The organism is Streptosporangium sp. NBC_01810 (assembly GCF_035917355.1).
In the GTDB taxonomy this organism is placed as follows: domain Bacteria; phylum Actinomycetota; class Actinomycetes; order Streptosporangiales; family Streptosporangiaceae; genus Streptosporangium.
The window spans coordinates 1,625,456-1,638,677 of sequence record NZ_CP109070.1 but is presented as its reverse complement, the minus strand read 5'-3'; the positions used below and the strand labels follow the sequence as shown (position 1 = coordinate 1,638,677).

Here is a 13,222-nt window from a genome sequence, read left to right as displayed (position 1 = left end):
GACGGCAGGCGGAAAGGTGGCGAGGAATCGTGGACGCACTCTTACGGGCAGAGGCCGACCAGCTTCGTAATCTCTACTCGTGGCTGATCGAGGAACCGGAATTCCGCGGACGTGTCCGAATTCTCGAACGGGACGGGGCACCTCACGAGCTCGGCCCGACGACCGACCTCCTCCAGGTGGCCCTCGGATCGGGGGGCGCGGTGGCGGCCCTCGCCGGCATCGTCATCGCCTGGCTGAACAGCCGACCCGGCGAGGTCTCGATCCGGATCTCGCGCGACGGTCAGGAGATCGAGGTGACCGCCAAAGGGGTCAAGTCGCTGACCCCGGAAGGAGTACGGGCGCTCACCGGCCAGATCGCCGAAGCCGTCGCGGGTCACCCGATCGCCGAAACCGTCGCGGGTCGCCCATCGGAGCTTGAGCGGTGAGCCTGCTGTCCCACGAGGGAACGCGCGTGCTGCTCGTCGGTTCGGGAAGCTACGTTCCCGGTTCACACCTGCCCTCCGTGCCGGCGAGCCGTACGACGGTTCAGGACCTCGGGGACTGCCTGGTGGACAGGGCCGGCCTGGATCCCCGCACGGCTCACCAGGTGCGTCGATCGGAGATGCCGGGCGCGGGTCCCTGGCTTTAGCCATGGGGGTAAGCCCGGCGCGGGAGGGCCGCCAGGCCCGAGCGTGCTCTGAACCTGATGAGAGTTCTCCTTGATGGGTAATCGAATCTTTGAGCGGTAGATAGCTTCCTTCTGTATGGTGACTCAGTGTGACCGTGACGCTCCGGACGAACAGCAGCATCGCCTTCCAGTGCGCGTTCCACGTGGTGTGGTGCCCCAAGTACCGGCGGCGGGTTCTGGGCGGCCGGATCGAAGAACGGCTTAAACAGTTGATCCGTGAGGTGATCGAGGAGAAGGAGGCGTGGCCGGTGGAGCTCGACGTCATGCCCGACCACGTTCACCTGCTGGTCGAGGTGGACCCCCAGTTCGGGATCCACAAGCTGGTCAAGGCCGTCAAAGGCCGTACTTCTCGCCTGCTTCGCGAGGAATTCCCGGCGCTGAGGTCGAAGCTGCCGACCTTGTGGACGAACTCCTACTTCGTGGCGACCGTGGGCGGTGCGCCCCCGGACGTGGTCAAGCGCTACGTCGAGAACCAGAAGAACCGGTGATCGCCGATGCTCACCGGACGCAGGTACCGCCTGGACCTCACCCCCGAACAGGGGGAGTTCGCCGAACGCATCGGCGGGGCGTGCCGGTCGGTGTGGAACACCGCGCTGGAACAGCGCCGGATCCACCGTCGGCGCGGTGGGTGGATCGGCTACCACGACCAGGCCGCCAGGTGGCTGAGGCGAAAGATGACTTCCCCTGGCTGGCCGAGGTACCCGGTCACTGTCCCCAGCAGGCGTTGATCGACCTGGATCAGGCGTGTGCCAAGCACGGCACGTGGAAAGTCCGCTGGAAGTCGAAGGCCGCCAATCCGCCGAGCTTCCGGTTCCCCGAGGGCGGGAAAATCACGGTCGAGCGGCTCAACCGGCGCTGGGCGCGGGTGAGGCTGCCGAAACTCGGCTGGGTCCGCTTCCGGATCACCCGCCCGCTCGGCGGGAAGGTCAAGAACGCTACCGTCAGCCGGGACGGCGAGCACTGGTACATCGGCTTTCTCGTCGAGGACGGGGTCACCCCGCCTGAGCGGCACGCCGGCCCCGGCAGCGCCGTGGGGATCGATCGGGGCGTGGTCAAGGTCGTGACCCGCTCGGACGGCCGCTTCCACCACCGGGTGTTCGCCCGTGATCGGGAGGTCGAGCATGTCAAGAAGCTTCAGCGGGACTTCGCCCGGACCACGAAGGGGTCGGTTCGGCGCAAGAAAGCCGCCGCGCGGGTCGCCGACATGGTGCGGACGGTCCGCGGACGCCGGGAGGACTTCGCCGCCAAGACCGCCCATACCCTGGCCACGGGTTTTGAGATGGTCATGTTCGAGGCGCTCAAGACCAAGAACATGACCGCCGGCGTCGAACCCAGGCCAGACCCTGAGCAGCCGGGCGCGTTCTTGCCGAACGGGGCCGCCGCCAAGGCCGGACTGAACCGGTCCATCTTGGACAAGGGCTGGTACCGGATCGAGGTGGCCACCCGTGGTAGGGCCCGGTATACGGGCACCCACGTGATCACTGTCAACCCGGCGTACACGAGTCAGACGTGCAACGTGTGCAAGGTGGTGGATCGGAGGTCCCGCGAGAGCCAAGCGGTCTTTCGGTGCACCTCTTGCAAACACACCGAACACGCCGACGTGAACGCCGCCAAGAACGTACTCACCGCCGGGAGGGCGGAGTTCGCACAGCCCAGGCCGGGTGTGCGAGCTGGGGCGCGCAGACCACGCAACCGCGTGGGCCGGAAGGCCGGCCGCCAAGCAACAGCAGCGCAGACCACCGCAACAGCGGCGTCCGGGCCGGCTGGAATCCCCCGGCTTTAGCCGTGGGGAGCGCTTCAACCAGCGGATCCGCAACACTTCGCGAGCCTTCTTGACGACGCGGCCCGGCAGGCGACCGAGGTGCTCGTCCTCTACTACGTGGGACACGGTCTGGTCGGTCAGGCCAACGAGCTCCACCTGGCGACCCAGGCGACGACGGACCTGACAACCGGAACCCCTCCCGAATACCAGGCCCTGCCCTACTCCACGGTCCAGAGGCCACTGCTGCGCAGCAGTGACAGCGGCAATCTCGGCGGCGTCAGATCGGGGCGACGGCGGCGTGGTGTTCCAGCAGGACGTCGGTCAGCAGGTAGCCGCCGCAGATCAGGTGGGTCAGCGGATGGGCCCGTATCTCCCGGTAGTGGGCGGCGATCCGGAACGCGGCCGCGACCGGGGTGGCGGCGCTCGTCCACAGCGGTCTGTGCCGGCCGGTAGAGGCCGGGACGACCCACCAGAAACGGCAGGCGTCGTCGAGGCGGGCGACCAGCCCGTAGTAGACGGAGACGACTACCTTGCCGGACGGCAGGCGGTGGACGTCAGCCGGGATGTTGTGGGCTCGGGCCAGCAGGGCCGCCAGTTCACGGGCCCGGAGTTCGGCTGGGTGAGGCGCGAGATCTTCGGGGGATGTGTGATCAACGGTCACACTCGCGAGATTAGAGATCATGAGATGGCCGCCTCAACCATGTTGCGCGATGTTGCGAGTTCATATCTCGCGGAACGCGGCGGCCGCGGAACGCAGCAGGACGCGGGCCTCCTGCCCGTAGGCCGCGGCACCGCTCAGTGCCCGGAACGCCTTCTCGTACACGACCACGTCGCTCGGGGCCTTGTGCTGGATCTGGCCCGGCACGGTGTCGACGCGGACCCGGTTGGCGTCGTATATCCAGAAGTTCTCCGGCGGCATGAGCGGCGGCCTGATCGTCGCGGGAACGATGCCGAAGGACACGTTCGCGACACCCGAGGTCAGCTCCGCCAGCCGGTCGAGCTGGGCGGCCATCTCCGCCGGGCCGACCAGCGGCGTGCGGAGTGCCTGCTCACCGACGATGAACGCGAACCGCTTGCTCCCGTTGCGCAGGATCTCCTGCTGTTTCATCCTCGCCGCGACCGCGGCGTCGATGTCGTCGGGGATGCCACGGAAGTCGATGACGGCACGCAGGTGACCCCGGGCGTAGTCGCCGGTCTGGAGCAGGCCGGGGACGGCCGAGTGCTGCCAGACGCGGAACTGGTGGGTCCTGTCGTACAGCGGCTGGAAGGAGCGCTGCACGTGGCCGAGACCGCTCTCCTCAAGGCGGCGCCAGTCGGTGTACATCGCGTCGATGTTCTGGGCGGCCGCGATCAGGTCGACCACCTGCTCGTCCGCGTCGCAGGCCTCGCACCACGTCCGGATGTCGGCCTGGTTGGGCATCTGGACCGCGTTCTCGATCTTGGAGATCTTGGTGTGGTCCAGGCCGGTCTTGGCCGCCAGCGCTCGCCCGGTCAGCCCGGCGTCGGCGCGGAGCGCTCTGAGCCGGGCGGCGAGGATGCCTTTGGCCTCGTCGATGCGTGCTGTGGAGGTCGCCATCTCCGTCACCTCGTCACCGCGGGGGGTTGATCCTCCGACCGTACGTCGGATGTTGCGATCTGTCCTGAAAGTTGCGAATAGTTGCGAAAACGATGGTGAGCACGCTCCCACTCCGTTCCGCGAGAGGCATCCGACGGACCCGCCCCATCTGCGCTTCTGGCTCGTGCGGGTCAGGGATGTCGGGCACAAGCCTTACGGTAGGGCGCGTGCCAGAGACGAACCACGAGCTCACGCTCGACTCGGCCCTCACCGAGGAGGCCGTGCTCTCGACCTACCGCCGCATGTTCGCGGCGCTCGCCCGCGACAGCGGCGCGGTGGTGGACGACCCCGCGCTGGTCGACATCGCCGAGACCCTGTTCGCGGCGTTCGCCGAGGCCGGCGAGGAATGGCTGACCCACGAGCAGATGCGTCACGTCTGCCGCGCCTATCCGCTCGACCGGTTCGAGAACCGGCTCCGGGTCCTGCGGGGCCTCGGCGCGATCCGCGAGGTGTTCCCCAAACCCAACCAGCTCCGCTACCGCGCGTCGTTCACCAGCGTGGTGGGGCTGATGTTCATCCGCCGGATGATGGACGACGGCGGCCAGTCGGAGATGCACCGGCTGCTCGCGCTCGAAGACCTCAACGTGGCCGACCCCCGCACGACGATGGAGGAGGCCCGTACCAGCGCGCAGAACCTCTCGCGTGCCTTCCGGCTCTGGGCCCTGGAGCTGATCACGCTGACCGGCGGCACCATCGAGGAACTGCGCGAGCAGGCGCCCAAGCTGTGGGGCACCGAGGAGATCGCCCGGCGGGCGCAGAACCTGCACGGCACCATCCTCACCCGCTGGCCCGACCTTGACCGCGTCTGCACCGAGCTGCGCGCCGCGATCTACTCCTACAGCGACGCCTCGCGCCGCGCCGCCGGACGCCTGGCCGACTCCGCGGGTACGACGAGGAACCTGACGCTGCTCCCCGCGGAGCTCTGGCGCACCTTCGCCCAGACCGCGAGCAAGGAGCGGCTGGCCTCGGTGCTCGACGGCTTCGTCTTCGACGCCCCCGCCCCCTGGCACGACCCGGCGGCGATCGTCAGGGCCGTGGACGAGAGCCCCCGCCCGGCGCCCGCCCAGCCCACTCCCCCGCGCTCGGCTCTGCCCGACACCGGCCCCGCCGACACCTACGACCCCGCCACCGACGGCCTCGACCACCTGACCGCCGTGGCCGAGGCCGCCCTCGCCGGGCGCTCCACCGCACGGCTGGAGGAGCTGCTCACCGCCGACGGCGAGTGGGTCTCGGCCCGCCGCCTGCTGGCCGACCTCGTCTCGGCCGACCTGCGCCCCGACTCCCCTTATCGCCTGCGCTGGTCCGACGGTCTCACCGCCATCCCCGGCGCCGAGCCCGCCTGGCTCTCCCACGGCCATCTGGAAAGGACCGGCGGTGTCGGCTGATCCGCGAAACGTACCGGCCTCGACGACCGGACCGGCGAGCGCCGACGCCGAGGCATCCGGGCACACGGTGACGACCGGGGAGGCCGGCTCCGAGACGTACGCGCGGGTCCAGGGAGTCGCACCTGAACCGTCCGTGACAGCACATGTCCGTGCCATCGAGACATACCCGCGGGCCTCGGAGGCCGAGCCGTCCGCGACGGCACATGTCCGTGCCAGGGCGGGCGGGCCTCTCGCGCTCCGTGCCGGGCAGGCGGCTCCGGTGGGGATGGCGCGACTGGGGCGCGGTGACGGGACGGGCATGGCGCTGCCGGTCTGGCCCGATGGGGCGACCCCGTCGCTTCTGGAGGAGTACCAGGTCGCGCCGGTCACGGTGGAACGATCCGGCGAGACCCGGCGGGTGCTGGCCGCGGCGCTGCGGTGCTGCTGGAGCGACCTGACCACCGACCCGTGGCCGGGCACTCCGGCCACGGTGGACGACGTGCTGTCCGCGTACCGGGCACTGATCGGGCGCGGCGACGACCTGATGCGCAACTGGGCGATCGGCGCGCTGCGCCGCCTGCACGACTCGGCCTGGCTGGAGGTCGCGGACGGCTTCGTACGGCTCGGCCCCCGGTGCGCTTCCTGGCCCCCCGCGTCCCACGCCCAACTGCGGGAGCTGATGCGCGCCTGCAGGAGGAACTGATCCTCGCGGCGGGGCCGCACACCCCGCTGGCGGCGGCCGTACGGGCCAACCGGCGGTGAGCGGGAGTGCAGCGACCACACCGCGCGATGAGTCGACCCCGGTGGGAGGTGCCGAGGACCCGGCGCTCCCGGCACCGGGAACAGGATGGAAGAAAGGAACGACGGGGTTGACCGACCAGCGGAACCAGGCCGCGAAGAGTTCACGCGGGAGCCGCGCGGAGGCCGACGGCACGGGCACCGGCACGGACACGGGCATGGGCACGGACACGGACACGGACACGGACACCGGCACCGGCACCGGCACGGACACGGGCATGGGCACGGACACGGACACCGACACCGGCACCGACACCGACACCGACACCGACACCGACACGGTCGAAGCCGTCCAGACCGGAACCTCCCGAGCCACCCGAGCCGCCGGAGCCACCCGAGCCGCCGGAGCCGGAAACGCCCGCACCGGGAACACATCGGCCAAGGGCCGCCGAGGTGCGAGCACTCGGACCGTGGACGTTCCGGCCGAGGGCAGTCGGGCCGTAACCGCTCCGACCGAGGATGTTCCGGCCAAAAGGGGTCGAGCCACGAGTACCGAGACCTCCGTGGCCTCGGCCGGGACGCAGGCGAGTCTGGTCCCCGTGGAGATCCGCGCCACCGCTCCGACCGAGAACGTGGTGGGTGACCGGGTGCTGATCGCCGTGCAGCCGGTCAACATCTCCCGGCTCTCGACCCACCCGGTGCCGACCGTGCCGGGCACGCTGATCGTGGTCGCGGGCGCCGGTCCCAAGGACTCCAACGGTGCCGGCAAGTCGTCGTTCATCGCGATGATCACCGCGCTGCTCGGAGACGAGCAGTGGCGTTTCGCCTCGGGTGCCAAGTCGGTGTCGGAGCTGCTGTTCAACGCCGAACTCGCCGCGGGCGGGGGCGGCCGGACCTGGGCCAGCGCCGACCACGGCTACATCGTCGGCGTCTTCGCGCCGGCCGGCTCCGTACACACAAGCCCCGCGGACACCGGTTCCCTGGACGACGCGGTGACCGTGTGGTTGCGGGTCAACCAGGAGGCCCCGCACCTGGAGATCAGGTGGACCCGGGGAGTGCACCTGGCGTCGGCGACCTCGGAGGCGGAGCGGGTGACGCGGGCCGACGCGCTGTGGGCGGCGCTGCCCCGCTCGGCGGGCCGACGCGACGTGGTGGCGCGCGACCTGACCAGATTCCTGTACGGCGACCGGGTCAGGTGCGTGTCGTTCCTGTCCACCTCGGTACGGAGCAAGGTCGCCACCAACCTGCTCTCCCAGCCGCTCAACGAGATCTCCCCTGAGCGGGTCTTCGAGGCGATCGCCGCGCTGACCGGTCTGGACGCCGAGCTCGACCAGGAGCGGGAGGCCCGCCGCGACGAGCACGCCAGGCGGGTGCGCGCGACGCGGGCCGTGGAGATGCTGCGGGAGTTCGAGGGCGAGTCCCGTACGCTCCTGGAGACCTTCGACCGGCGCGACCGTGCCCGTGTCCGGCTGGCCGAGGCGATGCGCTGCTGGCGGGGACGGCTGGCGCGCAGGCTCGCCGACGCCGGGCAGCGGGACGAGGCGCTGGCGGTGGAGCTGGAGCGGGCCCGCGCGGCGGGCGAGCGCGCCACGGAGGCGATCGGCGAGATCAGGGCGGAGATCGCCACCCTCAAGGACGACACCCTGGAGCGCGGCCTGGCCGAGGCCCGAAGGGAGCTGGCCACCCTGCAGGCACGCGCCGCGAAACTGGACGCCGACCGGGCGGTGGCGGAGAACTCGGTGGACGAGCTGCGCGGCTGGATCCCCGGGCTTGAGGAGCAGCGCCGTCTGGCCGACGGGCGCGACGTGGCGACGGCGGGCGCGGAGCTGGCCGAGGCCAGGACACGGCTGAACGAGGCGCTGAAAGCACTGGGCGTGGCCGACCGCGAGGTCGAGGGGGCGAAGGCCGCGCTGGACGACGCCGAGGGCGGCCCCGCGGCGGCACAGCTCAACGCGCTCGCCGGAGCGGGTGTCGGAGCGACGGGCCTGCTCGACGCGATCGACGTCGCCGAGCAGGCCCGGGACGAGGAGGCTGCTCCTGCGCTCGGGTCGCGCGGGTGGCCGCACGAACACGCGGTGATCGTTGACGCGGCCGATCTGGAGGCCGCGGCGCGGGCGCTGGACGCGCTGCCCGGTTCGGTTCTGGTCAGCGCGGCGGGAGTCACCGTCGTGGGGTCGTTCGAGGTGGCGGTCACCGGCAGGGAGGCCCGGATCAAGGCCGCCGAGCAGCGGCTGCACCGGGCACGCGACACGCAGGAGAGCGCCGCGTCGGCCGTGCGGGCCGCCGAGGACACCGTGGCCGAGGCCGGCCGGCGGCTTGAGGGGGCCAAGGCGTCGGTGCAGCTGGCCGACATCGAACGGCGGCTGGCCGGGCGGCGGAGCGCGCTCGCCGAGCTGGCCGGGGCGCTGGCCGAGGTCACGCCGAAGGTGGGCGAGGCCGAGCGCCGGGCGAGCACGCTGGACTTCCGTGCCCGTACGAGGAGCATGGAGGTCGAGCGCCTGGAGGGCCGCAGGTCCCGGCACGAGTCCGACCGCGACCAGGCCGCTGAGCAGGCGGCGAGAATCGCCGCCGACCGCGAGGCTCTCAGGCTTGCCGCGCTGGCCGACGACTGGGGCGGAACCGTCGACGGTGCCCGCGAGTGGCTGGGCACCCTGGACGAGCAGGAGCGCCCACTGACGGCCGAGGAGTGGTGGCGAGCCGCCGAGCGCCGCCTGGACGAGGCGCTGCGCGACACCTTCCCCGGTGAGGACGAGGAGATGCCCGAGGAGCTGCGCTTCCTGGTCAGGGAGCGGACCGCGCCCGGGGCCGGGCGCACCGCCCGCGAGCAGGCGACGTTCCCCGGTGTGTGCTCGGCGCTCGCGTCCTACCTGCGCGGCCAGGAGGAGTACGAGCGGCACCGGCGTCGCCAGATCGAGACGCAGATCACCACCCGGCAGCGCGACCTGACGGCCGCGGCCAGGGGCGCCGAGGAGGCAGCGCAGTCCACCGCCGTGCACCGGGCCGCGCTGACCGCCGCGATCAGGGCGCGGCTGACCCGGGTGGCCGAGGAGTTCGACAAGCTCGACACCTCCTACGGCGGCTACGGCGCGACGCTGGAGTTCCCCGTGCCTCCCGCTCCCGCCGACCCCGAGCAGCGCTGGGCGTGGCGGGTGACGCCCAAGTGGCGCAGGGGTGAGGGGCAGGGGTTCGTGCCGTACAACCGGCGGGCCAACACCGCGCTGATGGACGAGAAGGCGGTGAAGCTGGTCTGCGCGGCGGCGATCGCGTCCTCCGGCGGCGGGCACCTGTGCCTGGTCCTCGACGAGCTGGGCCGCAACCTCGGCAAGGAGCACCGCAGGGAGGCCGTGGCGTTGTTCCGCCGGATCGGCGAGACGTACGGGATCACGGTGATCGGCGCGCTCCAGGACGACATGGAGCCCTACGCCGTCGACGCCTGCGGCCAGTACGTCAAACTGCGCCGCTCCTCCGACGCCATGCCGTACAACGAGCCACCGGTCGTCATCGGGCACGACCAGAACGCCGAACGGGTGCGCGCCCTGGCTTCGGCGGTGAGCCGATGAGCGGGGAAGACCGATGAGCGGATCAGCGAGAAGACCGGTGAGCGGGTTGGGCCGCTGCTCACCGGCCCGGTGGGACCGCGAGCCGACCTCCCCTCGCGGCCGGCCCCTCCCGCGCGGCCAGACCTTACCGCTGTGCGGGAAGGCCCACGACGGTGCGCATCGTGAGCTCCGCGTCCTGGAGGGAGAGGGAGACCCGCACGGGACCCAGTTCGGAGGTCCGCGAGACATGCGTCCCGCCGCAGGGTATGCGTGCCTCCCCCTCGGGCAGCGAGCAGTGCCACATCCGCCGCGCCGACAGGGACGGGGACGGGCTGTCGATCATGATCGGCGCATCGGCCGTGATCCACTCCCTGAGCCGCTCGTCGATGTCGTCCCGCGAAGACCGCGAAGACCGCGAGAACAGCGTGCGGTCCCCGGCCACCGCCGCCCGGCGGTCACTCCAGGTCGCCGTCCCCGGCCCAGTGGGTCGTGGTCCATACGGCGCCACACTGGCAGTGCTTCAGCTCGACCAGCTCGCTCTTTTCGTTCATGGTCAGGCCGTGGTCGAGACGGACGTGAACGTGTGCACTCATGACGGGTCGACTTCCGATTGATCATTTGATGTCCCGGCCAGACGCCGGGCGCCGATACTCCGGCGTCCACCGGGCGGAAACCAGCCGACGACATGGGCCGGACGGGAGCTTTTCTTACTGTTTACCCGAAGTAAGGACCAGTCGATACGGTTCCCGCAATGTTTTACCCGAGGTCAAGGCATCACCCGAACGGGAGGCGCAGGCAGGACAGGACCCACGCCACGGCAAAAGCGGCTTCAAGCGGAGCGCACAGGTCCGGACCCGTGCGCGCCGCTCATGCGAGGAACACGAGCTGCGCGGCGACGAGAACGTCGGCGCCGCCGCAAAACGCAGCACGGCCGGCCATCTCCAGCGTCGCGGCCCAGCCGTGGCCCCGGTAGCGCATCCAGGCGATCATCCCGGCGGACATGTTGACGGCCATCTCCAGGGCGGCCGCCTCCGATCGCGCCGGGAACTCCAGGCCCGCGAGCGCCAGGCCGGCGCGCACGGCGGCGCCGAGCACCGCCATGCCGACGAACATCGCCATGCCGACGAACATCGCCGCGAGCATCTCCGGGTAGTGACGGAAGAAGGGCCACCAGCCGTGGGCGTGGGCGACTCTCCTGAGCGATGGCGGTTGGTGTTCAGGCCACTGCGGGGCGGATGTCGCGGTAGCGGGTTCGGTGTCCGGGAAGGCGTGCAGCCATCAGCTCCGACGCGGAGGAGATCCTGGGCATCGGGGACTGGGGGGTGGGCGGCGGCTCCGGCATCGCCGTCGGCAAGCTGGCCGTCTACACCGCCGCGCCCTGATCGCCACCGGCATCCCGATCGCCCCCATTACTCACAACGCCGTCACCTACGTCATCGCTCAGGCCAACAACGCCCTGCTGTACCCGGGGCTGGGACTGGGCGCGGTCGTGTCGCGAGCGCGGCGGGTCAGCGACGGCATGCTCCAGGCCGCCGCCGAGGCGGTCGGCGGCATGGTGGACGTCTCGGCCCCGGGCGCCTCCCTGCTGCCCCAGGTGGACAACCTGAGGGAGGTCTCGGCCACGGTCGCGGTCGCGGAGGGCTACCCGTCGGCGGCCGTGCCGGGTGATCCGGTGAGCGGGCGTTCCTTGAGCAGCAGCGCCAGCACCAGTCCCGCGCCGAACACCACCGCCAACCACAGGAAGATCGGCACCAGGCCGTCGGCGTACGCGCCGGCGACGAGCGCGCGGGTGGCGGGAGGCAGCGCGGCGGCGGCCTCGGGGGTCAGGCGGTGCGGGTCACCGGCCCCGCCGAGCACGGGGCCCAGCCCCGCGGCGACCCGGTTGGCGAACACCGAACCGATCACCGCCGCCCCGACCGTCACGCCGATCTCCCGTACGAAGACGACGGTCGAGGTGGCGGTGCCGACCGAGGACTGAGGCACCGCGATCTGCACCGCGGTGATCGAGACCTGCATGAAGCAGCCGACCCCGAGGCCGAGCAACACCAGGTAGGCGGCCAGCAGCCACCAGGGCGTCTGCGTGGTCATCGACCCGAGCAGCAGCGTCGAGGCGGCGGCGAGGGCGGTGCCCACGATCGGGTAAATCTTGTAGCGCCCGAACCTGCTGATCAGGAGACCGGTGCCGATGTTCGCCGTGAGCAGGCCGAGCGTCAGCGGCACCAGGAACAGGCCCGCCGCGGTGGCACTCATCGAGTACACCATCTGGACGTACGACGGCACGTAGCTGACCACGCTGAACAGCCCTGCACCGACCACGATGCTCAGTCCACCGGCGACCAGGACCGTGCGGTCGGCGAGGAGGCCGAGCGGGATGAGCGGATCGGCCGCACGGCGCTCGGCGAGCACGAACAGGAACGTTCCCACCACGGCGAACGCGCCCAAGCCCAGGATCGTCGGGGACGCCCAGCCGTGGAGCGTGCCGCCCCAGGTGCCGATCAGGACGAGCGCGGTCGTCGTGACGGCCATCAGCGCGGTGCCCGTCACGTCGAGGGGGGCCGACAGCCGCCGCTTCGGGAGCCGTAGCGAGGTGGCGACGAGGACGAGCGCCACGATGCCGAGCGGCAGGTTGATCCAGAAGATCCAGCGCCATCCGGCGCCGTCGGTGAGCGTCCCCCCGATGAGCGGGCTGACCACCGTGGCGACGCCGAAGACCGAGCCCAGCGGGCCGAGGAACCTGCCCCGGTCACGCGGCGGGACCAGGTCGGCGACCACGGCCTGCGACAGGATCATCAGTCCCGCGGCGCCGAGGCCCTGCAGGGCGCGGGCCAGGACGAGCTGGACGATGTCCTGGGCCGCGCCGCACAGCACCGACGCCACCAGAAAGACGACGATCGACCCGAGCAGCAGCGACTTGCGCCCCAGGGCGTCGCCGAGCTTCCCGAAGACCGGCATCGCGACCGCCGCGGCGAGCGCGTAGGCCGCCACGACCCACGACATGTGTTCCAGGCCGCCGAGCTCTCCGACGATGGCGGGCAGGGCCGTGGCGACGATCGTCTGATCCAGCGCGGACAGGAAGGTGACCAGCAGCAGGGCGACGAAGACCCGCCCGAGCCGGGGGGCGGGTGCGGAGGAAGTCTCCTCGAACGCGGCGGAGACGGGAACCTCGGGCGGGGATAAGGGGGAATCGGGCGCCCCGGGTAGGGCGGCGGCGGAAGGAACGGGGGCGGGAGGCGAAGTCAAGGGAAGGGCCTTGAGCTGCGCGAGGGCGTCGGGCATGACAGGGGGATGATCCACGAGAGACTTCTCCGCGGGTCTCCGCTCGCTCTGTGCGGCGGTGACGGCGGCAGGAGGCGCGGCGCGGGACACGATCGTCCCGGGCCGACGGGCGGCGATGTCAACACCGCGCCCCGTCGTCACTCCAACTATCCCATGCCCCGCTTATCACACCCTGGTCGGGTACGTGTTCCGGCGGCGACACCGTTCACGGCCCAGACCGGCCCCTGTCCAAGACCTCCGTACCCGTGTCCCGGCTGGGGG

At 71.2% G+C, this 13,222-nt stretch carries 15 protein-coding genes and 1 pseudogene; 10 read left to right on the top strand and 6 right to left on the bottom strand.

Annotated features, from left to right (window positions below):
• Positions 1-29: 29 nt before the first annotated feature.
• From OIE13_RS07640 to OIE13_RS07620, 5 genes are all read left to right on the top strand, one after another.
• Positions 30-425: an effector-associated constant component EACC1 gene (locus OIE13_RS07640; protein ID WP_326641608.1), complete on the top strand. Its 396-nt coding sequence runs from the start codon at positions 30-32 to the stop codon at positions 423-425.
• Positions 422-628, top strand: coding sequence for a hypothetical protein (locus OIE13_RS07635; protein WP_326641610.1), 207 nt, complete (start codon positions 422-424; stop codon positions 626-628). The genes OIE13_RS07640 and OIE13_RS07635 overlap by 4 nt, the downstream gene beginning before the upstream one ends.
• Positions 629-756: 128 nt before the next feature.
• Positions 757-1,155, top strand: coding sequence for an IS200/IS605 family transposase (tnpA, locus tag OIE13_RS07630; RefSeq protein ID WP_326641612.1), 399 nt, complete (start codon positions 757-759; stop codon positions 1,153-1,155).
• 6 nt (positions 1,156-1,161) lie between these two features.
• Complete coding sequence (locus OIE13_RS07625) at positions 1,162-1,395, top strand: helix-turn-helix domain-containing protein (protein ID WP_326829792.1); 234 nt, start codon at positions 1,162-1,164, stop codon at positions 1,393-1,395.
• Entirely contained in the window at positions 1,326-2,450 is a 1,125-nt protein-coding gene (locus OIE13_RS07620) for an RNA-guided endonuclease InsQ/TnpB family protein (protein ID WP_326829791.1), read from the top strand. Before OIE13_RS07625 ends, OIE13_RS07620 begins: the two co-directional genes overlap by 70 nt.
• 256 nt (positions 2,451-2,706) lie before the next feature.
• On the opposite strand, the gene OIE13_RS07615 is transcribed toward OIE13_RS07620, so the two are convergent.
• Together OIE13_RS07615 and OIE13_RS07610 are read right to left on the bottom strand one after the other, a co-directional pair.
• Positions 2,707-3,090, bottom strand: a complete 384-nt coding sequence (locus tag OIE13_RS07615) for a hypothetical protein (protein ID WP_326641618.1) — start codon at positions 3,088-3,090, stop codon at positions 2,707-2,709.
• A 60-nt stretch (positions 3,091-3,150) separates the two neighbouring features.
• On the bottom strand, positions 3,151-4,005 hold the full coding sequence (locus OIE13_RS07610) for a helix-turn-helix domain-containing protein (RefSeq protein WP_326641620.1): 855 nt from the start codon (positions 4,003-4,005) through the stop codon (positions 3,151-3,153).
• Between the two features lie 206 nt (positions 4,006-4,211).
• Between OIE13_RS07610 and OIE13_RS07605 the strand changes: the two genes are divergently transcribed.
• The 3 genes from OIE13_RS07605 (at position 4,212) to OIE13_RS07595 (ending at position 9,706) form a co-directional block, all read left to right on the top strand.
• Positions 4,212-5,429: a hypothetical protein gene (locus tag OIE13_RS07605; RefSeq protein WP_326641622.1), complete on the top strand. Its 1,218-nt coding sequence runs from the start codon at positions 4,212-4,214 to the stop codon at positions 5,427-5,429.
• Positions 5,419-6,111 (top strand): hypothetical protein, encoded by a 693-nt coding sequence (locus OIE13_RS07600; RefSeq protein WP_326641624.1) that lies wholly within the window; start codon positions 5,419-5,421, stop codon positions 6,109-6,111. Before OIE13_RS07605 ends, OIE13_RS07600 begins: the two co-directional genes overlap by 11 nt.
• A 166-nt stretch (positions 6,112-6,277) precedes the next feature.
• Complete coding sequence (locus OIE13_RS07595) at positions 6,278-9,706, top strand: chromosome partitioning protein ParA (protein ID WP_326829790.1); 3,429 nt, start codon at positions 6,278-6,280, stop codon at positions 9,704-9,706.
• Between the two features lie 124 nt (positions 9,707-9,830).
• Here the strand turns inward: OIE13_RS07595 and OIE13_RS07590 are convergent, their stop codons facing one another.
• From OIE13_RS07590 to OIE13_RS07580, 3 genes are all read right to left on the bottom strand, one after another.
• Positions 9,831-10,127: a hypothetical protein gene (locus OIE13_RS07590; protein WP_326641628.1), complete on the bottom strand. Its 297-nt coding sequence runs from the start codon at positions 10,125-10,127 to the stop codon at positions 9,831-9,833.
• Between the two features lie 13 nt (positions 10,128-10,140).
• The gene (locus OIE13_RS07585) at positions 10,141-10,278 is read right to left on the bottom strand and encodes a hypothetical protein (RefSeq protein WP_326641630.1); all 138 of its coding nucleotides are present in this window, start codon (positions 10,276-10,278) and stop codon (positions 10,141-10,143) included.
• Positions 10,279-10,552: 274 nt separating this feature from the next.
• A complete protein-coding gene (locus OIE13_RS07580) occupies positions 10,553-10,828 on the bottom strand; it encodes a hypothetical protein (protein ID WP_326829789.1) in 276 nt (91 codons plus the stop codon).
• A gap of 134 nt (positions 10,829-10,962) precedes the next feature.
• Here OIE13_RS07580 and OIE13_RS36570 point away from each other — a divergent pair, with 134 nt between their 5' ends.
• On the top strand, positions 10,963-11,067 hold the full coding sequence (locus OIE13_RS36570; protein ID WP_442811710.1) for a hypothetical protein: 105 nt from the start codon (positions 10,963-10,965) through the stop codon (positions 11,065-11,067).
• Positions 11,064-11,261: pseudogene (locus OIE13_RS36565) on the top strand (malic enzyme-like NAD(P)-binding protein); the annotation flags it as partial. The gene OIE13_RS36570 and the pseudogene OIE13_RS36565, both read left to right, overlap by 4 nt.
• 65 nt (positions 11,262-11,326) lie before the next feature.
• On the opposite strand, the gene OIE13_RS07570 reads toward OIE13_RS36565, so the two are convergent.
• Positions 11,327-12,979: an MDR family MFS transporter gene (locus OIE13_RS07570; protein WP_326641636.1), complete on the bottom strand. Its 1,653-nt coding sequence runs from the start codon at positions 12,977-12,979 to the stop codon at positions 11,327-11,329.
• Between the last annotated feature and the right edge of the window lie 243 nt (positions 12,980-13,222).

Bases quoted from the DNA above. Each gene is read 5' to 3' on its own strand.
- OIE13_RS07625 (WP_326829792.1), top strand. From the start codon at position 1,162: ATGCTCACCGGACGCAGGTACCGCCTGGACCTCACCCCCGAACAGGGG.
- OIE13_RS07610 (WP_326641620.1), bottom strand. From the start codon at position 4,005: ATGGCGACCTCCACAGCACGCATCGACGAGGCCAAAGGCATCCTCGCC.
- OIE13_RS07585 (WP_326641630.1), bottom strand. From the start codon at position 10,278: ATGAGTGCACACGTTCACGTCCGTCTCGACCACGGCCTGACCATGAAC.
- OIE13_RS07580 (WP_326829789.1), bottom strand. From the start codon at position 10,828: ATGCTCGCGGCGATGTTCGTCGGCATGGCGATGTTCGTCGGCATGGCG.